A 21627-nucleotide genomic window follows, 5' to 3' on the forward strand; every position below is an offset into this window, starting at 1 on the left:
CCTCTGTACAAGGGACATTCAACTTCTTTCGCCTGGAGGGCCGTTCGGCCTTCGCCCGCACGTCCTTCCCACCGCAGGGGGGCTCGCGTGCGCGAACTGGCCAAGGGTGAGAACACCGCACTTCCCGCGCTCGCCGACGAGGGCGGCTCCCTCATCGTGCGCCTCGGGTGGAGCAGCGCGAGCGGCGAGGAGGACGCCGACGTGTCCGTCCTCCTGCTCCGGGAGAACGGGAGAGTGGGCGGGAACGAGGACTTCTACTTCTACAACCACCCGGTCGCGCCCGACGGATCGGTCCAGCTGCTCGGCCAGACGCCCACCGCCAACGGCAGCGAGGACAGGATCAGGCTCGACCTGTCGGCCCTCCCCCAGGCGGTGCGGTGCGCGGTCATCGCCGCCAGCCGTTACCAGCGGGCCGGCTTCGGCGCACTGGAGGACCTCCGCCTCACGCTCACCAGCCGTACGGGCGAGGACGTCCTGGGCTTCACCATCACCGGGGCGACGGTGGAGAGCGCCTTCGTCTTCGGCGAGATCTACCGGCGGGCGGGCGAGTGGAAGTTCCGCGCGGTCGGGCAGGGTTACGAGACGGGGCTGGCCGGACTGGCCACGGACTACGGCATCGAGATCGACGAGGACGACGGTCAGGAGGGGGCCGCCTCAACCGGGACGGACGTTCCCCGAGCGGGCCTGCCGGCTCCGGGGGCCGTGGACCAGGCACCGGTCACGGACCAGGCACCGGTCACGGACCGGACACCGGTCGCGGACCGGACACCAGTCGCAGGTCGCGCGGGTCAGGTCCCGCTCACGGCGCAGGAAGCACCGCCCGTATCCGCACCGGGCCCCGGCCCCGCACCCGGCATCGGCCCGGCCCCCGCACCCGCCGGCTCCCGTCGTCCGCGCACCACCACGAAGAGGGCGGTACGGGTGCTGCCCCGGGCCGCCGCCAGGCCCTCCCTCGCGGAGAACGACGAGTGGAAGGCGGCCCGCCTCTTTCCCCTCTCCTCGCTCAAGAGCGACCGGGACCGCGAGGCACGGGCGACGTCCATCCTCTTGTCGGTGATGGCACAGGTACCGGAGTTCGGCCGCAGGCTCACGGCCGCGTACGGCGCACCGGCCGGCCGCATGGAGGTGTTCACGGAGGTGCCCCTGCCGAACGCGGACCGTCCGCGCCGCCCCGACGGCGTCATCCGCGTCGAACGCGCGGGCAAGCTGTGGACCGCCCTGATCGAGACCAAGACCAACGGCAACCCCCTCAAGGCCGAGCAGGTGCAGGACTATCTCGACATCGCCGCCCGGCGCGGCTACGAGGCGGTCATCACGCTCACCAACGACGTGGCCCTGGACGGGATCCCGCTCGTGGAGGTCAGAGCCGACGCCCGGCGCAAGCACAAGGTCGCCCTCTGGCACCTCTCCTGGGCCGAGGTGACGCACCGGGCCCAGGTGCTGCTCCACCACGAAGGCGTACGCCAGGAGCCGCACGCCTGGCTGCTGGAGGAACTCCTCCACTACCTCCAGCACGAGAACTCCGGCTGCCACGGCTTCCAGAACATGGGCCCCGACTGGGTCCGCGTACGCAACGGGATCGACGACGAGACACTCGTGCCGGGCGATCCGCGCGCGGTGCGCGTGGTGGAGAGCTGGGAGCGGCTGATCCGGCAGGTGTGCCTGCGGCTCGGCGGCGAACTCGGCAGGAAGGTCACGCCGGTCCAGCGCGCCGGCCGCGGCACGGATCCGCGGTCGCGCCGCACAGCCCACGCCAAGGAACTCTGCGAGGACGGCCGGCTGCACGCCGCGATCAGGATCGACGGCGCGCCCGGCACCCTGCACCTCACGGCCGATCTCCGCCTGAGCCGCCTCCGTACGTCGATGGAGGTGCCCGCGCCCGACCAGGGCTACCCCCTGGCCTGGGTGAAGCGCCTGATGAGGCAGCTGGCCGACGCACCGGCCGATCTGCATGTGCAGACCCTGCTGCGCGGTGAACTCCCGGGCCCGCGCGCCACGTTGGACAAGCTCCGCCCCGAACCGGCCGACCTGCTGCCGGGCCCGGGGAACGGCCTGCCCCGCGACATCACGGGCTTCCGGCTGTCGCTCTCGCGGACGCTGGGCAGCACGCGCGGCAACGCGGCGTCCGGCTTCATCCGCAGCGTCGACTCGGCGATCGATGTGTTCCATGGGGGTGTGGTCACGCGGGTGAGCTGAGGCGGGGGGGGACGGGGCCCTTCGAGGTGGCCGGGGAGGGGGCCGCGGAGGGAGGCGGACCACGGAGGGGGGCGGACCGCGCCCCCGACATCGTTGTCGAAGGCGCGGCCTGCACGGGTCCCGGGCTTACGGGATACGGAAAGCCGCTCCGCGGGAGCTACGGCTTGTAGACGGCGTCACTGCCGTACAACTCCCTGGTGAACGCGGAGACATCGGCACTGCGGTCGGCGCCGTCGAGGTTGTACGTCAGATAGACGCCGTAGCCCTCGCTCACGGTGCGGCGGGCGAGGTCGGCGGCCGTGCTCTGCGAGGTCCGGCCGATCTCGACGGCCGCCGGCGACAGCTTCGACTTGGGCAGGTCGATGCCGGGGACCTGCCAGGTGCCGTAGTACGGGTTCCAGGCGTAGTCGAACTTGGACGAGACGTCGACGCCGCCGTAGGAGAGGCGCGAGGCGGCCGGGCCGATGTTGTAGAGGCTGATGATCTTGCCCGGCATGTTCGCGCGCAGCGCCGTCACCAGGTGCACGAACGAGCTGTCGTTGGGCTGGCCGGTGCCGTTGTTGCCGTACTCGGCGTACTCGTCGTCGAAGTCGATGCCGTCGAGCCCGTACTTGGTCACGGTGTCCGAGAGTTGCTTCGCGAACGCCGAAGCCGCCTGCTGGGACGGGAAGTTGGCGAAGCCCGCGCCCTGGTGGTTGCCGAGCACCGAGAGGACGACCTTGATGCCCTTCTGCTGCAACGGCCGTATCTGCGTGGCGGCGTTGTCGAGGACGCGCTGCACGTTCTCGTTGAAGTACAGGTACGCCGACTTCTTGCTCGTGTCGTAGTTGATGTTCGCCGCGAAGATCACGGCGACGTCGAAGACGTTGCCGCCGCCGTTGGCGAGGGTGTACTTGCCGACGTTGAGCATGCTGTTGTCGTTCACCTCGACGTACGCCACCGAGGTCGGCCCCTGCTTCGCGGGAGCGGGGGCGGGGGCCGCCTTCTCGGGGGCGGGGGCCGCGGTCGCGCCGCTGGTCGCGGTCGCGCCGAAGGCAAGGGCCGCGACGGCCGAGAGCGCGAGCGCCACCGTCCGCGCCCTGCTCCGTAACAGACTGAACATGGTTGATCGGTCTCCCCTCGCATGGGTCGGCGCCCCGACCTGTTCGAAAGCGCCGAGTGAGCCCTCCGAGTTTTCCGCTCCTGTGACCAAGTCCCAAGAATCGTGCGTGAACTCTTCACGACTCTCACGCACGTCGTGTCACAACTCAGCGTGCCGTCAGGGGAGTTGGGTGTCGCGGACCTGGGCGTCGCGGCGGTGGAGGAGGTATGCGGCGGTCAGTGCTACGGCGCGGTCCTCGTCATCCGAGAGTTCTACGAGGGCACGGGCCGCCGTCGCCCCCGGGATGCCCGCCAGTGCTTGGGTCAGCCGTCCGCGTGCGGGGGCTTCCGCGTGCATGCCGTGGGCGAGGCGGTCGACGAGTCCGGCCGCGATCCGGTCGGCCGTCGCGGTGTCGGTGGCCAGCTCGCTCAGTGCGTCGGCCGCGTCGGTGTCGTTCCTGCCCTCCACGATCATGTCGATGAGCGTCGGGGCCACATCGGCCGCTCCCCGTGTCCCGAGCGCCAGCGCCGCACACCCGCGGACCGCGGCGTCGGGGTCCGTGAGCGCGTCCCGCACGTGCGCGGTCGCCTCGTCGCCGGGCAGCACGGCGAGGGACTGGACGGCGCGTTTCCGCACCGCGGCCACGGGTGAGCGGAGGCCCTCCGCCAGCAGTGCCGGGCCGCCGTCGCCGTCGCCCGCTCGCGCCAGAGCCCATCGGAGGGCACCGGCGACATTGGTGTCCGTCTCGCTCAACAGCGCCTCGACCAGGGCCTCCACCGGCACCGGAACCCCGTCGGCGGAAGAGGCCGAAGAGAGGGCCGCGCGCTGACGGGCGTCGGCGCTCGGCGACCTCAGCGCCTGGAGGAGCGCGACGACCTGGAGGACGTCCTCCCAGTCGGCGGGGTCCGCGGCGTCGATCCTGCGCAGCCGCGTGAGCAGCTCGGTCTCGGCCGCGATGCGGTCGCGCGTCTGACGGATGATGTCGCCGACGAGCTCCGCGGGCGTGAAGTCGGGATCGTCCAGCGCGCGCCCGATCTCACGCAGCGACAGGCCCAGCGACCGCAGGCTCTCGATGTGGAAGATCCGCCGGATGTCCCCCGGCGCGTACTCCCGATAACCGGAGCCCGTACGGCCCGAGGGCCGCACCAGGCCGATCGATTCGTAGTGCCGGAGCATGCGGGCACTGACCCCGGACCGTCTCGCCACCTCACCGATCAGCACGAGTCCAGTGTCCGTCCGGGGGTTCCGGTTGTCCCTGCCAGGGGCTCGGCTGCCCCTCCCGAGGGTTCGACTGCCCCTCCCGAGGGTTCGACTGTCCCTCCCGGGGCTCCGGCGAGGGCCATGACGCGCTTGGCCTCCTCGATCGCCGATTCGAATCCGGCGTCCGGGTCGCGCAGCAGCCGTCGGGTGGCCAGCGCGTGCACACGTACGCCCGGGTCAGCGGCCGTCGTCGGCGCGGCATGCAGAGCCGACGACAGCGCCGGGACGGCTGCCTCACCCAGTGCGACCAGGGCTCGGCTCAGACTCAGCTGCGTCTCCCGCCCGCCACGTCCGAGCTGCGACGTGAGCACCTCGGCCAGGGCGGGCTCCTCGCCTTCCGGGACGAGCACGACCGCGGCGCGCCAGGCGCTCCGCGCCACCTCGTCGTCGGCGTCGGACAGCAGGCTCCGCGTGAGGGACGGCCACGCCTTCCGGTCCCCGATCTTGGACAGCGTGTGCAGCGCCTGGCTGCGTGCCTGCGGACCCTCCGAACGGAGTTCGCGGAGCAGCGCGGGGAGCGTCATGGACACCGGGTGGCGGGTGAGTGCCCAGGTCAGCATGTCGCGGACGAAGAACTCGGGCTCGATCGCGCAGCGCTCGACGAGCTTGTCGACGAAGCGCGGGTCGGGTGCCGTGCCGACCGCCAGAGCGGCTCGCAGGCGTACGGACGCATCACCGCCCTCCAGGCCCTGGAGGGCGCGCACGGCCGCATCCGTGCTCTGGCTTCCCGTCATGGTCATCGGGACCACCTCCTTGGGAGGCAGTGAAGACCTTGTCACCGTGTCAAGGTCAAGCGAGGTCGCCGGCCCGATCAGGAGTCGCCGTGGGCGGAACGGTCTCATCGGCGTCGGCGAGCCAGAAGTACAGCGGCGGCAGGACGAGTTCGATGACCGTCAGCGGGATCTGGAACCAGTGCGGCCAGCCGTGGACGGCGGCGGACAGCAGGCGGCCCAGGCCGCCGATCAGCATGATCGCGGCGAGCCCGCGCACGAGCTGCGCCCGGATCGGGGCCTGCCTGACCACCCAGATCCAGGCCAGGCCGTACCCGAGGAAGATCGCGTTGTAGAACCGCTCCCGGCTGTCCACCGTGGCACCGGCCGAGGTCTCGCCCGGCACCGAGGCGATCCCGAGGACGAGGTGGTAGATCCCGATGGCGGCACAGGTGACGCCCATGGCCCAGCAGAGCACGGTGAGGAGTCTGAGTCTGGTCACGTCCGGGGCCCTCCGTCACATCACGTTAGTAGATCTGTGTCTACTAACGTGACGGTAGGGCGGTAAGTAGACACGCGTCAAGTACTTTGGGATGCGTGACCCCAGCTCGCCGCCGCCTCTCCCCCGACGCCCGGGCGCATCAACTCCTCGACGTGGGCGCGGAGTTGTTCGCCGAGAAGCCGTACGACGACGTCCTCATGGAGGAGGTCGCCGTACGGGCCGGTGTCTCGCGCGCCCTGCTCTACCGGCACTTCCCCGGCAAGCGCGAGCTGTTCGCCGCGGTCTACCGACAGGCCGCGGGCCGGCTGCTCGCCGCGACCGAGCTCGACCCCGGCACGCCCCCGTCCCAGTGGCTCAAGGCCGGGCTCGACGCCCACATCGACTACTTCGCCGCCAACCGCCACACCGTCCTCGCCGCGAACCGGGGCCTGGCGGGCGACCAGGTCATCCAGGGCATCATCAACGACGAGCTCGACGAACTGCGCCGCCGCGTCCTCGTCGCCATCGGCCTCGACGCCGGGCAACTGGACGCCGCCCGGCGGGAGATGGCGTCGGCCGCGGTGATGAGCTGGCTGGTCTTCGTACGCGCGCTGTGTGTGGACTGGCTCACCCACCACCCGCGCGGCTACACCCGCACCCGGCTGCGCGACATCGCGATCGGTGCGCTGACCGGGGCGCTCGGGCCCATCACCGGTGACGGGCCACCGGCGGCTCTTCAGCCCCCGCGATGACCTCGGCGGCCCCCGCGATGAACTCGGCGGCGATGTCGTACAGGCCCGGGCTCGAGGTGACGGGCGTGTGCGGGTCGGTGCGCGCGGCGTGCGTGCGTGCCCGGAATTCACTGTCCGCCGTGCCGGCCTCCCACGCCTCTTGGCTTTCCCAGTGGGAGACGTTGACGAGCTGGAACCGAGTCTGCGAGGAACGGGCCCGGTGCAGCCGGGAGTCGAGGAAGCCGGGCTTGGCGCTCATGAGCGCGGCGCGCCGCTCCCACTGGACGATGAACGCGTCGAGCTGGTCGGCGGCGATGTCGAAGACGTTGATGAACGTGACGGGCGCGCCGGACTCGCCTGACGCGCCGGATATGTCCTTGCTCATGAGGCACGCAGCCAGGTGATCTGCAGGACGGCGAACACGGCGACGGGGATCGTCTGCACGACGGTCCAGGCGACGCCGAGGCCATTGGGATCCCACCAGTCAAAGGCGAGAGAAGCAGCACTGACGGCCGCCCACGCGATGCCGACCGCGACGAACAACTTCACTGCCGCACGCGGGGGTTGAGGACAGCGGGCCAGCGCCGCGGCGCCCGCACCGATGGCGAGCATCAGGGCACCGGAGGTGAGCAGCAGTGCGTCGCTCACGCCCAGGAGACCGGCGAGAGGACCTGCCGCGACGACGTAGGCCAGTCCGAAGGCGAGCGTTCCGCCCGCGTCCAGGGCCAGGATCCGGCGCAGCGAGGCATACGCCGATGCGTCGGGTCTGACGGAGGCGGTAGCTGGAGTGGCTGCGGCAGCTACGACGTCATGACGATTCATGGGCATGCTCCTTGGCCTGGCCGGTGCTGTTGGTCTGGAGTCATGCTGACGGGATTACTTGACACCTTCCGTCAGGCTTTCGGTCGCAGAAATCCGTTTGGCGAACCACATCAGGCGCTGCTACTTTCCCGGAGGCCGTGCGAGAGAAAGAGGAGGTGGTACCCGTGAACGTATCGACGTGGGTGCTCTCCTCCGGGGTCACGGTCGGACGACGATAGGCAGGTCGTCCGGGAGCGCCGTTTCACAGCTCTCCCGAAAGGCACGACCATGCACCTCACTCCTGAGCACTTCACCTCTGAACAGCGTCTCGACGACGGCGTCCTCGAGCGCGCATTCACCCTCGGCGCTCCCGGCCCCCTCGGCGAGATCCCCGGCATCCTGTGGACACCCGCAACCGCGTCCGCAGCCGCACCGGCGCCGCTGATCCTGCTCGGCCACCCCCCGCTCGGACTGGACAAGATGTACCCCCGGCTGGTGGCGCGGGCCCGGCACGCCGCGGCGGACGGCTTCGCCGCGGCCACCATCGAGCTCCCTGGAAGCGGTGACCGGCCCCGTTGGCCCGAAGCCGAGCAGGCCCGTGCCGACCTGCGCCGGGCCATGGAGGCCGGTGAACCCGTCAGCGACGAGATCATCGACCGGCTCGTCCTGCCGATGGTCGACCAGGTGGTCCCGGAATGGCAGACCGCCCTGGATGCCCTCCTCGCGCTGCCCGAGCTCGGCGGCCCGGTCGGGTACTCGGGGGGAGTGATCTCCATCGGGACCCGGCTCGCGGTGGTCGAGCCGCGCATCTCGGCAGCCGTCCTGTTCGCCGGGAGCTTCGTGCCCCGCGCCATCTACGAGGAGGCCCGCCAGGTCACCATTCCGCTGCACGTCCTGCTGCAGTGGGACGACGAAGGGGGCCACCGGCAGGCCGCCCTGGACCTGTTCGACGCCTTCGGCAGCAAAGAGAAGACGCTGAACGCCAATATGGGCGGGCACGCCGGTGTCCCGCAGTTCGCGGGGGACGCCGCGGCCCAGTTCTTCACCCGGCACCTGAGGTAGCCGCACCGCTGACCCCGACCGCACCGCCGCACCGACCGCGTCGGTGGCGAAGCGGTCGGGGTCAGCGGTGGCCGGTCCGGGTAGGGGCGCGATCATGCAGGCAGTTGTGATCGACGACAGCGGTACATTCCGGCTCGCGCAGCGCCCCGACCCAGTCGCCGGGCCCGGACTGGTGGTGGTGCGGGTGCGCGCCGCGGGGCTCAACGCGGCCGATCTCCAGCAGGCCCGGGGCGACTACCCGGCGCCACCGGGCTGGCCCGCCGACATCCCCGGACTCGAAGTCGCCGGTGAGGTCGAGCAGGTCGGCGCGGGCGTCACGGAAGTGGGCGTCGGCAACCGGGTCATGGCCCTCGTGGGAGGCGGAGGGCACGCCGAACGGATCGTGGTGCCGGGCGAGTTGCTGCTGCCGGTGCCCGCGGAGCTGCCCTGGCCGGAGGCGGCGGGTTTCCCGGAGGCGTTCAGCACCGCCTGGGACGCCCTGGTGGTCCAGGCCGGGGTGCGCGCGGGCGACCGGGTCCTGGTCACCGGGGCCGCGGGCGGGGTCGGTACGGCCATGGTGCAGGTGGCCGCCGCTTCAGGCGCCCATGTGGTGGCGAGTGTGCGGCGGGCCGAACTGCACGACCGGGTAAGGGGACTTGTGCCCGGCGGGAACGGGAACGGGAACGGGAACGGGAACGGGAACGGGAGCGGGAACGGGAACGGGAACGGGAGCGGGAGCGGGAGCGGCGGCAGCGTGGACGTCGTGCTGCCCGGCCAGGAGGGGACCCGGGCCCCGTACGACATCGTCGTCGAACTGGTCGGCGGGGAGGACTGCTTACGGCGGGTCGAGCTGTTGCGTACGCGGGGGAAGATCCTCGTCGTGGGGGTCCAGGGCGGCACGGTGGCCCCCTTGCGCATGTTCGATCTGATGGTGGCGCGCGCCCAGTTGATCGGCACCACCATCCGTGGCCGCTCCCCCGCCGAGAAGGCCCTCCTCGCGGCCACGGTCCGCACGCACGTCCTCCCGCTCCTGGCCGAGGGGCGGATACGGGTCCCTGTCGACGCCGCCTTCCCTCTTGACCGGCACCGTGACGCGTACGCCCGGCTGGCCGGGCCGGGGAAGTTCGGCAAGGTGGTCATGGTGCCGGAAGCACCATGAGCGCCAGCTCGGCCGGGTCGACCACGGCGGTGATGTCGGTGATCCGGGCGTCGACGACGGTGAACGCGACGACCGCGAGCGGAGTGCCGTCCTCGTGCCGGGAGAGAACTCCGGGCAGGCCGTCGACGAGCACCGCCCGCCCCCGCGTCGCCGCACCCGCCGACAGCCGCGCACCGGCGGCGACCTCGGTGGCGCCGAGGGTGACGACCACGCCGTTCGGGGTGTGGACGGTCCGCCGCACCTCGGGGTCGAGCAGGCGCAGCAACTCCTCGAAGTCCCCGTCGCGGGCGGCCGCCAGGAACGCCTGGACCACCTCTCGCTGCTCGCGTCCGGCCGCTGCGGGCCGTTCGGTCGCGCGCACCTTCCGGCGGGCGCGGCTGGCGAGCATCTTGGTGGCGGCGGTGGACTTGCCGAGGATCTGGCCGATCTCGTCGAAGGGCACCGCGAACAGGTCGTGCAGCACGAACGCCAGCCGTTCGCCGGGCCGGAGCGATTCGAGGACGACGAGGAGCGCGAGGCCGACCGAGTCGGCGAGTATCGCGCCGTCCTCGGGGGCGGAGCCGTCGTCGGCCGTCACCACGTACGCGGGCGGCGGGTCCTCGTAGGGCGACTCGGGGTAGGGCGACTCGGGGCGGGCCTGGCGTGAGCGCAGGACGTCGAGGCTGAGCCGGCCGACGACCGTGGTCAGCCAGCCGGAGAGGTTCTGGATGGTGTCCGCGTCCTGGCGGGAGAGCCGCAGCCACGCCTCCTGGACCACGTCTTCGGCGTCGGCGTGCGATCCGAGCATGCGGTGCGCGACCGCGCGCAGCCGGTCGCGCTGGGACTCGAAGGCTTCGGCCAACGAGGCCGTGAGCTCCATGGGACTGGTGTCGGACATGTGGTTACCTTCCTCGGCTTCGCTCCGTCATGGGGATGACGGGCCCGGAGGGGCACAGGTAACCGATGAAGGAGCAGGACCGATGGAAGCACGTATGGCACGTATGAAGGGCGCCCCCAGCCCCGACCTGGTGACCGCGATCCAGCACCTCCACAAGGCGATTCACGCCGGGGGCGTCGACCAGCGCCTGCTGTCGCTGATCCACCTGCGGGCCAGCCAGATCAACGGCTGCAGCCCGTGCGTCTTCGCCTCGGTCGAGTCGGCAAGGAAGACGGGTGAGACCGACGAGCGGCTGCACAACGTGGTCGCGTGGCGCGAGACGCCCTTCTTCACCGAGGAGGAGCGGGCGGCCCTGGAGCTGACCGAGGCCGCCACCCGGATCCAGGACGGCGCGCCGGGCGTGACCGACGAGGTCTGGGACGCCGCCACCGGGCACTTCACCCAGGAGCAACTGGGCGCGATCGTCCTGGAGGTCGCGATGACCAACTTCTTCAACCGCATCAACCGCTCGACCCGGGAGCAGGCCGGCAAGAGCTGGTGAGCCGAGGGGGGAGGGGACGGCACCCGTCCCCTCCCGCACCCCAGCGCCTCAGCGCCTCAGTGCACCGTCTCCTCAGTAGGCCGCAGCCCGCGCGGCACCCACGCCCAAGCCGCCACCGCCGCGGCGACGCTGAGCGCCGCACCGACCAGGAGCGTCGGTCCCAGCGCGTGCGTGTACGCGCCCGACGCGGCGTCGAGCAGCGCGCGCCCGGTCGCGCCGCCGACGGACTCGGCGACATGGGCCGCCTCGCCCACCGACGCGTGCACCTTGTCGGCGATGGAGGCGTCAACTCCCAGCTGGGGCAGCTCACTTCGGTACAGCGCCGTCGCGAGGCTGCCCAGGATCGCCACGCCCATCGCCGCACCCAGCTCGTAGCAGGTCTCCTCGATCGCGGCCGCGCCGCCGACGTCCGACGCCGGGGTGGCCGCCATCAGCGTGACGGACGCGACCGTGGTCGCGACGCCGACTCCCAGGCCCAGGACGCCCAGAGAGACGGCGAGCTCCGGATAGCCGACGGCGCCGGAGCCGACGTTCTGGAACACCCAGGGGAGCGCGAGGCCCGCGGCCATCGTCACCAGGCCCGCACCCATCACGTGCCGGATCGGGAAGCGCTGCATCAGCGACGGCGTCAGCATCGACGTGACGATCAGGCCGAGCGGCGCGGGCAGCAGCCGGACACCCGCCTCCAGCGGCGAGTAGCCCTGCCCGTACTGGAACCACTGCGTGACGAGGAAGAGCACCGCGCCCATCCCGACCATGCCGAGGAAGATCGCCGCCGCGGCGATGCTGAAGGGCCGCCGGGTGAAGAGACGGACCTGCAACAGCGGCTGTTCGAGCCGGAGTTGACGGCGCACGAAGACGGTCAGGGCCACCGCCGCGAGCGCGAGCAGCGCCCACGGCAGCGGGTCCGTGAGGCCGCTCTTGCCGAGCTGCTTGATGCCGCCCGCGAGGGCGAGCATGCCGACGACGGACTGGCCGACGCCCCACCAGTCCCAGCTCCCGGTGCGCGGCGCGCGCGACTCGGGCAGGATGCGGGCGCCGAGCGCGATGATCAGCGCGGCCACGGGAATGTTGAGCAGGAACGCCGCGTGCCAGCCGTAGTCCTGCACGAGCAGTCCGCCGACCACCGGGCCGAGCGCCATGCCGCCGCCGAAGACGGCCGCCCACACCGCGTACGCGAAGGCGCGCTCCCGGGCGTCGGTGAACACGTCGCGCAGGATCGACAGCGTCGACGGCATGATCGTCGCGCCGCCCACGCCGAGGAGCGCCCGCGCCGCGATGACCTGCCAGGCCGCGGTGGCGAACACCGCGAGCAGCGACGCGAACGCGAAGATCGCGAACCCGGTGAGCAGCAGCCGCTTGCGTCCCCAGCGGTCCCCGAGCGCTCCGGCGGTCACGAGGAGCCCGGAGAGCGCGAGCGCGTAGATGTCGATGATCCACAGCTGCTCGACGGCGCCCGGCTGCAGATCGCCCACGAGGGAGGGGAACGCCACGTTCAGGATCGTGGTGTCCATGGCGATGAGCAGCAGGCTGCCGGAGAGCACCGCGAGCACGAGCCAGCGGTTGACGGTGGGGCGGCGCGTGGGCGCGGGGTCGAGGACGGGTGACGTGAGACGCATGCGTAAAGAATGACACATTGATGTCTCATATGCGCGTCGAGTGCTGCGCGGAGTGACCTGGATCACCCATGAGGTGGGGCTCAAGAGACGGCCGGGGCGCTGAAGGGCCCTGGAGTGCTGGAGGACTCTGGGGTGCTGGAGATCCCTGGGCGGCCGGAGATCCCTGGGCTGCTGGAGGTCCCTGCGGTGCCGGGGCGGTGCGGGCCCCGGCCCGGGTCGCCCCGACCCCCGCCATCACCACGAAGGCGACCCCCACCGCAGGCGCGAGGCCGGGTGTCTGACCGAGCACGAGCAGCCCGGCGAGCAGCGCGATGGCCGGCTCCAGGCTCATCAGAGTCCCGAAGGCGGAGGCCGTGAGGCGGCGCAGCGCGAGGAACTCAAGGACGAAGGGCAGCACGGCGCTCAGGGCGGCCAGCCCCAGCATGGCCGCGAGCAGCGGCCACGTGACGCGTTCCAGGTCGGAGGGCGCCGCGACGAGGAGACCGATGAGTCCGGCGACGGGCATGGAGACGGCCAGCCCGCCCAGCCCCGTCACGGAGTCGCCCACGCGCTGGGTCAGCAGGATGTAGGCCGCCCAGCAGGCCGCGGCGGCCAGCGCGAAGCCCGCGCCCGCGGCGTCGATGCCGCCGTGCCAGGGCTCGGTCAGCGCCGCGACGCCGAGGGCGGCCATGACGGTCCAGCGCTTGCGGCCGCGGCCCGGGCCGCAGAGGGATACGGCGAGCGGGCCGAGGAACTCCAGCGCGCTGGCCGTGCCGAGCGGCAGCCGCGTCACGGCCAGCATGAAGAACACCATCATCCCCGCGCTGACCGAGCCGAGCAGGGTGCACGCCAGCAGGTCACGGCCGGTGAAGTGGCGCAGGCGGGGCCGCACCAGGACCAGCAGGAGCACGCCCGCCCACGCGAGCCGCAGCCCTGTCGTGCCCAGCGCTCCGAGCCGGTCGACCAGCGGGACCGAGAGCGCGAGGCCGAGCTGGATGGTGGACATGGAGGCCACGGCCATCACGATTCCGCCGGTCCCGGCGGTGGTCATGGGGAGGCGCAGCCGTGCGGCGCGGTGGTGCGGCGAACTCATGGGGGCCAGTAGACGGGCCGCCGACCGTTCATGTCCACGTGCCGATCATGGATGGTCCGTTCGTGAAACATGGACAATGAAGGGATGGAGACCCGACGACTGCAGATGCTGGTGGAGCTGTCCCGTCTGGGGTCCATGCGCGCGGTGGCCGACCTGCTGAGCACGACCACCTCGACGGTCTCGCAGCAGATCGCCGCCCTGGCGGACGACATGGGCACCGCGCTGACCGAGCCGCACGGGCGCCTGGTCCGGCTGACGCCCGCGGGCCGCCGCCTCGCCGAGCACGCGGTGACGATCCTCTCCGCCGTCGAGACGGCGCGCCTCGACCTCGCCCCGGAAGGCGAGCCCAACGGCACCCTGCGCGTCGCGGGCTTCGCCACCGCCATCCGCACCCACCTGCTGCCCATCGTCACCGCCCTGGCCCCGAGCCACCCCCGCCTGCGCATCCTGGTCCGCGAACACGAACCCGCCGAGGCCCTGCAACTCCTGGCCGAGGACGCGACGGACCTGGCCCTGACCTACGACTACAACCTGGCCCCCGCGGCCGAGGACCCCGCGGTGAGCGCCACCGCCCTGTGGACCGCCCCCTGGGGCCTGGGCGTCCCCGCGCAGGCCGACGTCCGGGAGGGGACGACGCTGGAGGTCTTCGCCCGGTTCGCCGAGCACGACTGGATCGTCAACTCCCGCAACACCGCGGACGAGACCGTCATCCGCACCCTCGCCTCCATGGCGGGCTTCACCCCCCGCATCACCCACCAGGCCGACAGCCTCGACCTCGTACAGAGCATGATCACCGCCGGGCTCGGGGTGGGCCTGCTCCCCCTCGGGTCCGGCACGTTCCCCGCGGTGCGGCTCCTCCCGCTCACCGCCCCCGACGTGGCACTGCGCTCCTACGCCGTCGCCCGCCACGGCCGCCTGGACTGGCCTCCCCTCGCCCTGGTCACCGACCTCCTCGTCAGGCGGTCACGCCTCGTGTAGTGCGTACGCACCAGGACCCCTGCACGGCTGGTCCGGGCGCACCAGGGGAAGACGGCGACGGCGGACGATGCCCGGCAGGGACGCCGGAGGGAAGTGTGGGAGGCGCGTAAGAACCGCGCATCCGCGCATCCGCGCAGCGCGTAACGGACATCGCGCACACGCGCAGCGCGCCTTCCCCTTGCCTAGCGGCGTCTGGAGTGATCGACAGGTGGCGACATTTCTTTACCGGATCGGACGGTGGGCCTTCCGGCGGCGCCGGCTCGTGCTCGGCCTGTGGCTGGGTGGCCTGGTGCTGGCCGTCGCTGCCGCCGCCGTGGCGCCGGAGGGGGAGGACGAGGACCTCTCCATGCCCGGCACCGAGTCGCAGAAGGCGTTCGACCTGCTGGACGAGCGCTTCCCCGAGAGCAACTCCCAAGGCGCCGAGGCCCGTCTGGTGTTCCAGGCCCCGGACGGGCAGCGGGTGACGGCCAGGGAACACAAGGCGGCCGTCGAGGACACGCTCGGCTCCCTGGACAAGGGCGAGCAGGTCGCCTCGGTCACCGACCCCTATGAGACCGGCGCCGTCAGCAAGGACGGCACCATCGCCTACGCCACGGTCACCTACAGCGCGGACACCGCCGACCTGACCGCGTCGACGAAGAGCGCTCTCGAGGACGCCGCGGGCCAGGCCCGCGACGCGGGGCTGACCGTGGAGACCGGCGGCTCGGCCCTGGACTCGGAGGAGGAGCCGGGCGGTACGACGGAGATCATCGGCGTGGCGGTGGCGGCCGTGGTGCTCGTCCTCGCCCTCGGCTCGCTGGTCGCGGCCGGGCTGTCGCTGCTGACCGCCTTCGTGGGGGTGGCCATCGCCTTCGGCCTGGTCTCCGCGCTCACCGTGCCGCTGGGTCTGACGTCCACCGTCGCCATCCTGTCGCTGATGCTGGGCCTCGCGGTCGGCATCGACTACGCCCTCTTCATCACCTCCCGCTTCCGCGACGAGCGCGCCCAGGGCCGCGAGCCGGAGGAGGCCGCGGGCCGGGCGGTGGGCACCGCCGGATCCGCCGTCGTCTTCGCCGGTGCGACCGTCTTCATCGCCCTGGTCGGCCTCGGAGTCGTCGGCATCCCCGAACTCACCAAGATGGGCATGGGCGGCGCGGGCTCCGTGGCCCTCGCCGTACTCGTCGCGCTCACGCTGGTCCCCGCGCTGTTCGGCTTCTTCGGCCGCCGGGTGCTGTCCCGCGCCACCCGCAAGGCCACCCGGCCCGGAAGCGAGCACTCGGGGCCCACGGCCCGCAAGGTGGGGCTCGGCACCCGCTGGGCGCGGTTCGTGCTGCGCCGCCCCGTGCCCGTCCTGCTGGTCGCCGGACTCGGTCTCGGCACCGTCGCCCTGCCCGCGCTGAGCCTCGAACTCGGGCTGCCCGGGGACGAGTCCAAGTCGGTCAAGACCACCGAGCGCCGCGCCTACGACCTGCTGTCGGACGGCTTCGGCCCCGGCTTCAACGGCCCGTTGACCGTCGTCGTGGACACCTCGAAGTCCGGTGCCACCCGGGCCACCACGGACCAGGTCGTCACGACCGTACGAGGAGTGTACGGGGTCGCGTCGGTCGGTGACCCGGTCCTCAGCAAGGACAAGGACACGGCCGTCCTCACCGCCGTCCCGAAGACCGCGCCGAACAGCGGCGAGACCAAGGACCTGGTGCACGCGATCCGGGGCGCGGTCTCCGGCGTCGAGGCCGACACCGGCGCCGGCATCCTGGTGACCGGCACCACCGCGATGAACATCGACATCTCCGAAGCCATGTCCGACGCCCTCCTCCCCTATCTGGCCGTCGTCATCGGCCTGGCCGTGCTCCTGCTGATGGTGGTCTTCCGCTCGATCCTGGTACCGGTCAAGGCAGCGCTCGGCTTCCTGCTGTCGGTGGGTGCCGCCTTCGGCGTCCTCGTCGCCGTCTTCCAGTGGGGCTGGGGGGCGGACCTGATCGGCATCGAGCAGACCGGACCGGTCATGTCGCTGATGCCGATCCTCATCATCGGCATCGTGTTCGGCCTCGCCATGGACTATGAGGTCTTCCTCCTCTCCCGGATGCGGGAGGCATACGTCCACGGCGCGGCCCCCGGCGAGGCCATCGTGGGCGGATTCCGGCACAGCGGACGCGTGGTGGCCGCGGCGGCGATCATCATGGTCAGCGTGTTCGCCGGGTTCATCGGCATGAGCAGCCCGACCATCCAGACGATGGGCGTCGGCCTCGCCGCCGCCGTCGCCTTCGACGCCTTCGTGGTCCGGATGGCGATCGTGCCCGCCGTCCTCGCCCTGCTCGGCCACCGGGCCTGGTGGCTGCCTCGTATCCTGAGCCGTGTGCTGCCGAACGTGGACATCGAGGGCGAGAAGCTGACCAGGCACGTCCCGGCCCCCGCGGCCGCGCCGGACGCGGCCGTGCCGCCTCCGCCCCCGCCGCTCCCCGTCGGCCGGCACCGGCACTGAGGGCGGCCATGACGGACACAGGGGTCGGCGGCCCGCGACCACGCGGCAGGTGGTGGCGGGAGGCAGCGGTCACGGCGACGGCGTTCGCGCTCTGCCTGCTCGGCGGCGTGCTGCGCGACGACGACGGCCCGCTCTCACCGCCGTCCGTCGCCGCCTACGTCCTCGCCGTGGTGTCCAGTGCCGTGCTGCCGCTACGGCACCGGGCGCCCCTGGCCGTCATGGCGGTCACCACCGCGAGCGGCATGCTGGTGCCGCCCCTGGGCCTCCTGCTGAGCCCGCTCATCGTGGCCCCCGCCGTGATCACCGCGTACTCCTACGCGCGCACCGTGCGCAACGAACGGCGCGCGGCGATCGCGGTGTTGCTCATCTCCGCGGCGCTGCTCCTCGCCGCCACCCCCCTGTTCGGGGCCCTCTCGTGGAAGGACGCGAGCAGGGTCGGGGCGGTGGCGGCGTTCCCGCTGGTGGCCGGCGTGCTCGGTCGCTCGGTGCAGAACCGGCGGGCCTACCTGGCCGCCGTGGAGGAGCGGGCGCTGCGGGCCGAGGAGAGCCGGGACAGCGAGGCCCGCCGGAGAGTGGCCGAGGAACGGGTGCGCATCGCCCGCGAACTGCACGACCTCGTGGCCCACCAGATCACCCTGGCCAACGCGCAGGCCACCGTCGCCGCCCACCTCTTCGACACCCGCCCCGAACAGACCCGCAAGAGCTTGAAGGAACTCGTCGAGACCACCGGCGACGCACTCGACGACCTGCGGGCCACGGTCGGCCTGCTGCGCCAGACCGACGACGGCGACGCGGCCGGGCCCGCCGAACCGGCCCCCGGTCTCGCCCAACTGCCCACGCTCCTCGCGTCCTTCCGCCGCGCGGGCCTGGAGGTCTCGGTGCACCAGGAGGGCACGGCCAGGCCGCTGCCGCCGGGCGTGGACCTCACCGCGTACCGCATCGTCCAGGAGGCCCTGACCAACGTGACCAAGCACGCCGCCAGCGGCACCGCCCAGGTCCGCATCGACTGGGACCGCGACCGCGTCACCCTCACCATCGCCGACGACGGAGGGAGCGCCCGCACGGTGCCGGCCGCGGCCACGGAGAGCGGCCACGGAGACCGTGCGCCCGGTTACGGTCTGATCGGGATGCGGGAACGGGCCACCGCGATCGGAGGACACCTCTCCGCGGGCAGGCGCCCCGAGGGCGGCTTCCTCGTCTCCACCCAACTGCCGCTGCCGCCCGCCAAGGACGCGGCGCGCAGGGCTGACGACCGGGCAACACCCCTTGAGGGAAAGATGACTGACGGCGCGTCACGCAATGGAGGAACGGGCGACGGAGAGGCCGGGGATGCGTCGTGACGCTCCGCGTGCTGCTCGCCGACGACCAGGCCCTGCTGCGCAGCGCCTTCCGCATGCTCCTCGACTCCGCCGACGACATCACTGTGGTCGGTGAGGCCGGCGACGGCAGGGAGGCGGTGCGGCTCACCCGGGAGCTGCGCCCGGACGTGGTGATCATGGACATCCGTATGCCCGAGGTGGACGGTCTCACCGCCACGACGGAGATCTGCGCGGACCCGGAGCTGCGGGCCAGCCGCATCCTGATCCTCACCACGTACGAGACGGACGAGTACGTCGCCCAGGCGCTGCGCGCGGGAGCCGGGGGCTTCATCGGCAAGGGCATCGGGGCCGAGGACCTGCTGCACGCCGTGCGGACGATCGCAGACGGCGACACCCTCCTCTCCCCCGCCGCGACCCGCTCCCTGGTCACCCGCTTCCTCGCCACCCCGGACCCGGCCGCGCAGCAGGACCCCGGACAGCTCGCCTTACTCACCCCGCGCGAACGCGAGATGGTGGCCCTGGTCGCGACCGGCCTCTCCAACCAGGAGATCGCCGAGCGGATGTACCTCAGTCCCTTCACCGTCCGCGCCCATGTGCAGCGCGCCATGACGAAGCTGGAGGCCCGCGACCGGGCCCAACTCGTCGTCATCGCCTACCGGACGGGCCTGGCCCACGCCGCCCCCGACGGCGGCACCGACCGGCTGCCGTAGGTCGGGGTGCGGTGCCGCCGTGGACATGACGTCCACGGCGCTACGGACGAGCCGGGCCCGCGCCCGCGCCGGTGCGCACGATGGCCCCGGCGATCTCCGCCAGGTCGGCCTCGGTGAGGGCGAGCGACCCGGCGTCGACCCAGCCGTCGACCTGCCGCGGGCTGCGGGCGCCGACGATGGCACCGGTCAGACCGGGCCAGGCCAGGGCCCAGGCGATGGCCACCTCGGCGACGGACACCCGGTGGCGGGCGGCGACGGGACGCAGGGCCTCGGCCAGGGCGAGATTGGCGTCGAGGCCGGTGGTGAAGTCGGCGTGGCCCGAGCGCCAGTCGTCGGCGGTGAGCGCGGCGGCCCGCTCCTTGGTGAAGGCGCCGGTCAACAGGCCCGACTGCATCGGGGAGTAGACGATGACGCCGGTGTCATGGGCCTTGGCCCAGGCGATCTCGGCGGCCGCGGAGCGGTTGATCGCCGAGAAGGGCGGCTGGATGACGTCCACGTGGGCGACGGCCTCGGCGCGCTCCAGCTCGTCCGCCGAGTGGTTGGACAGACCGATCGCGCGCACCTTGCCCTCGGCCTTCAGATCGGCCATCACCTGCCAGTACTCCTCCAGCGGCGTGGCGTTGGGCGACACGGCGCCGAAGCCGCCACCGGCGTACTCCAACGATTCACCGGTGTCGGGATAGTGCACCTGGTACAGGTCGATGTGATCGACGCCAAGCCGCCGCAGCGAGTCCTCGACCTCGCGGCGTACGCTCGCGGGCTTCATGATCCGCCGGGGCGCGGCGGCCGGATTACGCGGGTCCCAGACCAGGCCGGCCTTGGTGAAGAGGTACGGGCGGTCCGCCTCGGGGAGGTCGGCGACGGCCTTGCCCACGAGTTCCTCGGAGTGCCCGAGCCCGTAGACGGCGGCGGTGTCGATCCAGTTGACGCCGGAGGTGACGGCGTGGCGGATCGCGGCGACGGACTCGGCGTCGTCGGTGGCGCCCCAGCTGAAGCGCCAGCCGGAACCGGCGACCGCCCAGGAGCCGAAGCCGACGCGGGTGATGTCCATGCCGGTGGTGCCGAGCGCGAGGGTGGGAAGGCTGCTCATGTTGGTTGCTTCTCCTGCGAGTTGAGGTCTCCGCGCCGTTGCCCCCCCGGCGCCGACCTCCATGTTTCGCCAGGCCGCGGGGGCTACCCAGCCCTCGGCCGAACGTAGTTCCAGCAGAAGCACCTTCGCGCCCGCGCACCCCTGCGACCGGACCGTGTGTGACCGGAACGGTCCCGGGCACCCGGCAAGGGCACGCCTCACCACGCTCGTCAGCAGGGAGACACCCCATGACCACCGCCCGCGACATCATGACGCCCGGGGCGCCCTCGTTGAAGCGCTGCCGTCCGACTGAAGCGGCCGTCCGGCCATCTGCCTGGATCGGCATGGTGAATGCGCGGCCACTTGACTCCCCGGAGCGTCGGGCGCTGAGCCGGATCGAGCAGGCTCTGTGCCAAGACCCCCATTTCGCCTCGGAGTTCGAGGCATTCGCACGCGTAGCTGCCCGCAAGCCCCCGCTGCGCGCGCTCGCCTCGATCGGCAGGGTGCTGTGGCCATGGCGAGGACGTGGGACACGGTGATCCGGCCCTGACCCTGGTCCCGCCATCAACTCTCCGGCCAACCTCGGCGCAGAACCCGCCCGATCACCGGGGCGATGTCGCCGAGAGGAAGGACGAAGTCGCAGTTGCCGGTCTCGACGGCGGCCTTGGGCATGCCCTGGAAGACCGCCGACATCGGGTCCTGCGCGATGACGATGCCGCCCTGCGCCTTGACCGAGCGCACGCCCCGGGCTCCGTCGCTGTCGGCGCCGGTGAGCACGCAGGCGATGATCCGTGGCCCGTGCGCCCGCGCGGCCGACTCGAAGAGCGGGTCGGCCGCCGGCCGCGCGAAGTTGACCGGGCCCGCCGCGCTCAGGCCCAGCACCCCGCCCGCGTTCACACACAGGTGCCGGTCCGGCGGCGCGATGTACACGGTGCCCGCCTGAGGGTCTTCTCCCTCCTGGGCCAGCTTGACGGGGAGCGGGGTGGAGCGCGACAGGACGGTGACGATCCGGGTCTCGCGTGCGCGCCTCAGGTGCTGGGCCACCAGTACGGGAACCGGCAGCGTCCCCTCAAGACCGCCCAGCAGCACCCCCAGGCTCTGCACGCCTCCGGCGGAGGCCGCCACCAGCACCGCGCCGCAGCCGCGGCCCGAACCGGCCCGTGACCGTGAGCCTGCGCTCATGCCTGTGCACATGAGGGAGGGCCCGCCCCCGTCCGTCAGGCCGGCGACGGGGCAACGGCCGGCCGGGGCGCGCCCGTCTCGGAGGTGCGGAGCACGACGGTCAGGCCGTCGCTCTCGACGTACCCCCAGAGGCTGCGGGCCGCATTGCTCGCCGCGAGCCGCAGGGAGGCGCGGTCCCAGGGGTCCTCGTCGGGCAGGGCCTGCTGGTCCGGCAAGTCCCGCGGTATCGGTGCGGTGTTCGGCTCGTCGCCATGGGCCGGTGTCTCCGGCCTGCCGTCAGTCACGCTGTCCTCCGCCTCAGCAGCCACGTGTCATGCCCCGGAGCCGGGGAATCCGCAC

General features: G+C 72.2%; 21 protein-coding genes. 9 read left to right on the forward strand and 12 right to left on the reverse strand.

All coding sequences use genetic code 11. The features are described from left to right. The first annotated feature begins 87 nt into the window (after positions 1 to 87). Positions 88 to 2196, forward strand: a complete 2109-nt coding sequence (locus tag ACFWYM_RS01400; RefSeq protein WP_384828642.1) for a TerD family protein — start codon at positions 88 to 90, stop codon at positions 2194 to 2196. A gap of 157 nt (positions 2197 to 2353) precedes the next feature. Here ACFWYM_RS01400 and ACFWYM_RS01405 read toward each other — a convergent pair whose 3' ends face one another. The 4 genes from ACFWYM_RS01405 to ACFWYM_RS01420 form a co-directional block, all read right to left on the reverse strand. Beyond that, positions 2354 to 3298, reverse strand: coding sequence for an endo-beta-N-acetylglucosaminidase H (locus tag ACFWYM_RS01405; RefSeq protein ID WP_384828644.1), 945 nt, complete (start codon positions 3296 to 3298; stop codon positions 2354 to 2356). A gap of 156 nt (positions 3299 to 3454) precedes the next feature. After that, positions 3455 to 4498 carry a HEAT repeat domain-containing protein gene (locus ACFWYM_RS01410; RefSeq protein WP_384828647.1) on the reverse strand — a complete coding sequence of 348 codons (1044 nt, stop codon included), beginning with the start codon at positions 4496 to 4498 and terminating at the stop codon, positions 3455 to 3457. Continuing rightward, complete coding sequence (locus tag ACFWYM_RS01415; RefSeq protein ID WP_384828648.1) at positions 4492 to 5277, reverse strand: HEAT repeat domain-containing protein; 786 nt, start codon at positions 5275 to 5277, stop codon at positions 4492 to 4494. Before ACFWYM_RS01415 ends, ACFWYM_RS01410 begins: the two co-directional genes overlap by 7 nt. 49 nt (positions 5278 to 5326) lie before the next feature. Then, positions 5327 to 5749: a DUF4345 domain-containing protein gene (locus tag ACFWYM_RS01420; RefSeq protein ID WP_384828650.1), complete on the reverse strand. Its 423-nt coding sequence runs from the start codon at positions 5747 to 5749 to the stop codon at positions 5327 to 5329. A 95-nt stretch (positions 5750 to 5844) separates the two neighbouring features. On the opposite strand from ACFWYM_RS01420, the gene ACFWYM_RS01425 reads away from it, so the two are divergent. Continuing rightward, the gene (locus ACFWYM_RS01425; protein ID WP_384828652.1) at positions 5845 to 6480 is read left to right on the forward strand and encodes a TetR/AcrR family transcriptional regulator; all 636 of its coding nucleotides are present in this window, start codon (positions 5845 to 5847) and stop codon (positions 6478 to 6480) included. Here ACFWYM_RS01425 and ACFWYM_RS01430 read toward each other — a convergent pair. Together ACFWYM_RS01430 and ACFWYM_RS01435 are read right to left on the reverse strand one after the other, a co-directional pair. After that, positions 6437 to 6844 carry an antibiotic biosynthesis monooxygenase family protein gene (locus tag ACFWYM_RS01430; RefSeq protein ID WP_384828654.1) on the reverse strand — a complete coding sequence of 136 codons (408 nt, stop codon included), beginning with the start codon at positions 6842 to 6844 and terminating at the stop codon, positions 6437 to 6439. The two genes, ACFWYM_RS01425 and ACFWYM_RS01430, sit on opposite strands and share 44 nt — an antisense overlap. Continuing rightward, positions 6841 to 7281, reverse strand: coding sequence for a hypothetical protein (locus ACFWYM_RS01435; RefSeq protein ID WP_384828656.1), 441 nt, complete (start codon positions 7279 to 7281; stop codon positions 6841 to 6843). The genes ACFWYM_RS01430 and ACFWYM_RS01435 overlap by 4 nt, the downstream gene beginning before the upstream one ends. A gap of 267 nt (positions 7282 to 7548) precedes the next feature. Here ACFWYM_RS01435 and ACFWYM_RS01440 point away from each other — a divergent pair, with 267 nt between their 5' ends. After that, the gene (locus ACFWYM_RS01440) at positions 7549 to 8322 is read left to right on the forward strand and encodes an alpha/beta hydrolase (RefSeq protein WP_384828657.1); all 774 of its coding nucleotides are present in this window, start codon (positions 7549 to 7551) and stop codon (positions 8320 to 8322) included. Positions 8323 to 8416: 94 nt separating this feature from the next. Next, complete coding sequence (locus ACFWYM_RS01445; RefSeq protein ID WP_384828659.1) at positions 8417 to 9460, forward strand: alcohol dehydrogenase catalytic domain-containing protein; 1044 nt, start codon at positions 8417 to 8419, stop codon at positions 9458 to 9460. Here ACFWYM_RS01445 and ACFWYM_RS01450 read toward each other — a convergent pair. Continuing rightward, positions 9438 to 10337, reverse strand: coding sequence for a sigma-70 family RNA polymerase sigma factor (locus ACFWYM_RS01450; protein ID WP_384828661.1), 900 nt, complete (start codon positions 10335 to 10337; stop codon positions 9438 to 9440). The two genes, ACFWYM_RS01445 and ACFWYM_RS01450, sit on opposite strands and share 23 nt — an antisense overlap. Before the next feature lie 94 nt (positions 10338 to 10431). Here ACFWYM_RS01450 and ACFWYM_RS01455 point away from each other — a divergent pair, with 94 nt between their 5' ends. Continuing rightward, positions 10432 to 10878 carry a carboxymuconolactone decarboxylase family protein gene (locus tag ACFWYM_RS01455; RefSeq protein WP_384828663.1) on the forward strand — a complete coding sequence of 149 codons (447 nt, stop codon included), beginning with the start codon at positions 10432 to 10434 and terminating at the stop codon, positions 10876 to 10878. Positions 10879 to 10934: 56 nt separating this feature from the next. Here ACFWYM_RS01455 and ACFWYM_RS01460 read toward each other — a convergent pair whose 3' ends face one another. Further along, entirely contained in the window at positions 10935 to 12497 is a 1563-nt protein-coding gene (locus ACFWYM_RS01460) for an MFS transporter (RefSeq protein WP_384828665.1), read from the reverse strand. A gap of 25 nt (positions 12498 to 12522) precedes the next feature. Further along, the gene (locus ACFWYM_RS01465) at positions 12523 to 13569 is read right to left on the reverse strand and encodes a DMT family transporter (protein WP_384828667.1); all 1047 of its coding nucleotides are present in this window, start codon (positions 13567 to 13569) and stop codon (positions 12523 to 12525) included. 84 nt (positions 13570 to 13653) lie between these two features. On the opposite strand from ACFWYM_RS01465, the gene ACFWYM_RS01470 reads away from it, so the two are divergent. The 4 genes from ACFWYM_RS01470 to ACFWYM_RS01485 all read left to right on the forward strand — a co-directional run bounded on the left by ACFWYM_RS01470 (position 13654) and on the right by ACFWYM_RS01485 (position 19037). Continuing rightward, positions 13654 to 14547 (forward strand): LysR family transcriptional regulator, encoded by an 894-nt coding sequence (locus ACFWYM_RS01470; RefSeq protein ID WP_384828669.1) that lies wholly within the window; start codon positions 13654 to 13656, stop codon positions 14545 to 14547. Positions 14548 to 14755: 208 nt separating this feature from the next. Continuing rightward, positions 14756 to 17008 (forward strand): MMPL family transporter, encoded by a 2253-nt coding sequence (locus tag ACFWYM_RS01475; RefSeq protein WP_384828671.1) that lies wholly within the window; start codon positions 14756 to 14758, stop codon positions 17006 to 17008. An 8-nt stretch (positions 17009 to 17016) separates the two neighbouring features. Then, positions 17017 to 18348, forward strand: a complete 1332-nt coding sequence (locus ACFWYM_RS01480; RefSeq protein ID WP_384828673.1) for a sensor histidine kinase — start codon at positions 17017 to 17019, stop codon at positions 18346 to 18348. Next, positions 18345 to 19037, forward strand: coding sequence for a response regulator (locus ACFWYM_RS01485; RefSeq protein WP_384828675.1), 693 nt, complete (start codon positions 18345 to 18347; stop codon positions 19035 to 19037). Before ACFWYM_RS01480 ends, ACFWYM_RS01485 begins: the two co-directional genes overlap by 4 nt. Positions 19038 to 19077: 40 nt before the next feature. On the opposite strand, the gene ACFWYM_RS01490 is transcribed toward ACFWYM_RS01485, so the two are convergent. From ACFWYM_RS01490 to ACFWYM_RS01500, 3 genes are all read right to left on the reverse strand, one after another. Beyond that, entirely contained in the window at positions 19078 to 20127 is a 1050-nt protein-coding gene (locus ACFWYM_RS01490; RefSeq protein ID WP_384828677.1) for an aldo/keto reductase, read from the reverse strand. Between the two features lie 543 nt (positions 20128 to 20670). Continuing rightward, complete coding sequence (locus tag ACFWYM_RS01495; RefSeq protein ID WP_384828679.1) at positions 20671 to 21288, reverse strand: chemotaxis protein CheB; 618 nt, start codon at positions 21286 to 21288, stop codon at positions 20671 to 20673. 35 nt (positions 21289 to 21323) lie between these two features. After that, positions 21324 to 21572, reverse strand: a complete 249-nt coding sequence (locus ACFWYM_RS01500; RefSeq protein ID WP_384828681.1) for a hypothetical protein — start codon at positions 21570 to 21572, stop codon at positions 21324 to 21326. Positions 21573 to 21627: the final 55 nt, after the last annotated feature.

Source organism: Streptomyces sp. NPDC059009 (assembly GCF_042740175.1).
GTDB lineage: Bacteria > Actinomycetota > Actinomycetes > Streptomycetales > Streptomycetaceae > Streptomyces.

What these genes read in the sequence shown, in the direction of transcription:
- ACFWYM_RS01450 (WP_384828661.1), bottom strand. Translation starts at nt 10,337, where the DNA reads ATGTCCGACACCAGTCCCATGGAGCTCACGGCCTCGTTGGCCGAAGCC.
- ACFWYM_RS01440 (WP_384828657.1), top strand. Translation starts at nt 7,549, where the DNA reads ATGCACCTCACTCCTGAGCACTTCACCTCTGAACAGCGTCTCGACGAC.
- ACFWYM_RS01430 (WP_384828654.1), bottom strand. Translation starts at nt 6,844, where the DNA reads ATGAGCAAGGACATATCCGGCGCGTCAGGCGAGTCCGGCGCGCCCGTC.
- ACFWYM_RS01455 (WP_384828663.1), top strand. Translation starts at nt 10,432, where the DNA reads ATGGCACGTATGAAGGGCGCCCCCAGCCCCGACCTGGTGACCGCGATC.
- ACFWYM_RS01445 (WP_384828659.1), top strand. Translation starts at nt 8,417, where the DNA reads ATGCAGGCAGTTGTGATCGACGACAGCGGTACATTCCGGCTCGCGCAG.
- ACFWYM_RS01465 (WP_384828667.1), bottom strand. Translation starts at nt 13,569, where the DNA reads ATGAGTTCGCCGCACCACCGCGCCGCACGGCTGCGCCTCCCCATGACC.
- ACFWYM_RS01405 (WP_384828644.1), bottom strand. Translation starts at nt 3,298, where the DNA reads ATGTTCAGTCTGTTACGGAGCAGGGCGCGGACGGTGGCGCTCGCGCTC.
- ACFWYM_RS01480 (WP_384828673.1), top strand. Translation starts at nt 17,017, where the DNA reads ATGACGGACACAGGGGTCGGCGGCCCGCGACCACGCGGCAGGTGGTGG.
- ACFWYM_RS01435 (WP_384828656.1), bottom strand. Translation starts at nt 7,281, where the DNA reads ATGAATCGTCATGACGTCGTAGCTGCCGCAGCCACTCCAGCTACCGCC.
- ACFWYM_RS01490 (WP_384828677.1), bottom strand. Translation starts at nt 20,127, where the DNA reads ATGAGCAGCCTTCCCACCCTCGCGCTCGGCACCACCGGCATGGACATC.
- ACFWYM_RS01415 (WP_384828648.1), bottom strand. Translation starts at nt 5,277, where the DNA reads ATGACCATGACGGGAAGCCAGAGCACGGATGCGGCCGTGCGCGCCCTC.
- ACFWYM_RS01470 (WP_384828669.1), top strand. Translation starts at nt 13,654, where the DNA reads ATGGAGACCCGACGACTGCAGATGCTGGTGGAGCTGTCCCGTCTGGGG.
- ACFWYM_RS01460 (WP_384828665.1), bottom strand. Translation starts at nt 12,497, where the DNA reads ATGCGTCTCACGTCACCCGTCCTCGACCCCGCGCCCACGCGCCGCCCC.
- ACFWYM_RS01495 (WP_384828679.1), bottom strand. Translation starts at nt 21,288, where the DNA reads ATGAGCGCAGGCTCACGGTCACGGGCCGGTTCGGGCCGCGGCTGCGGC.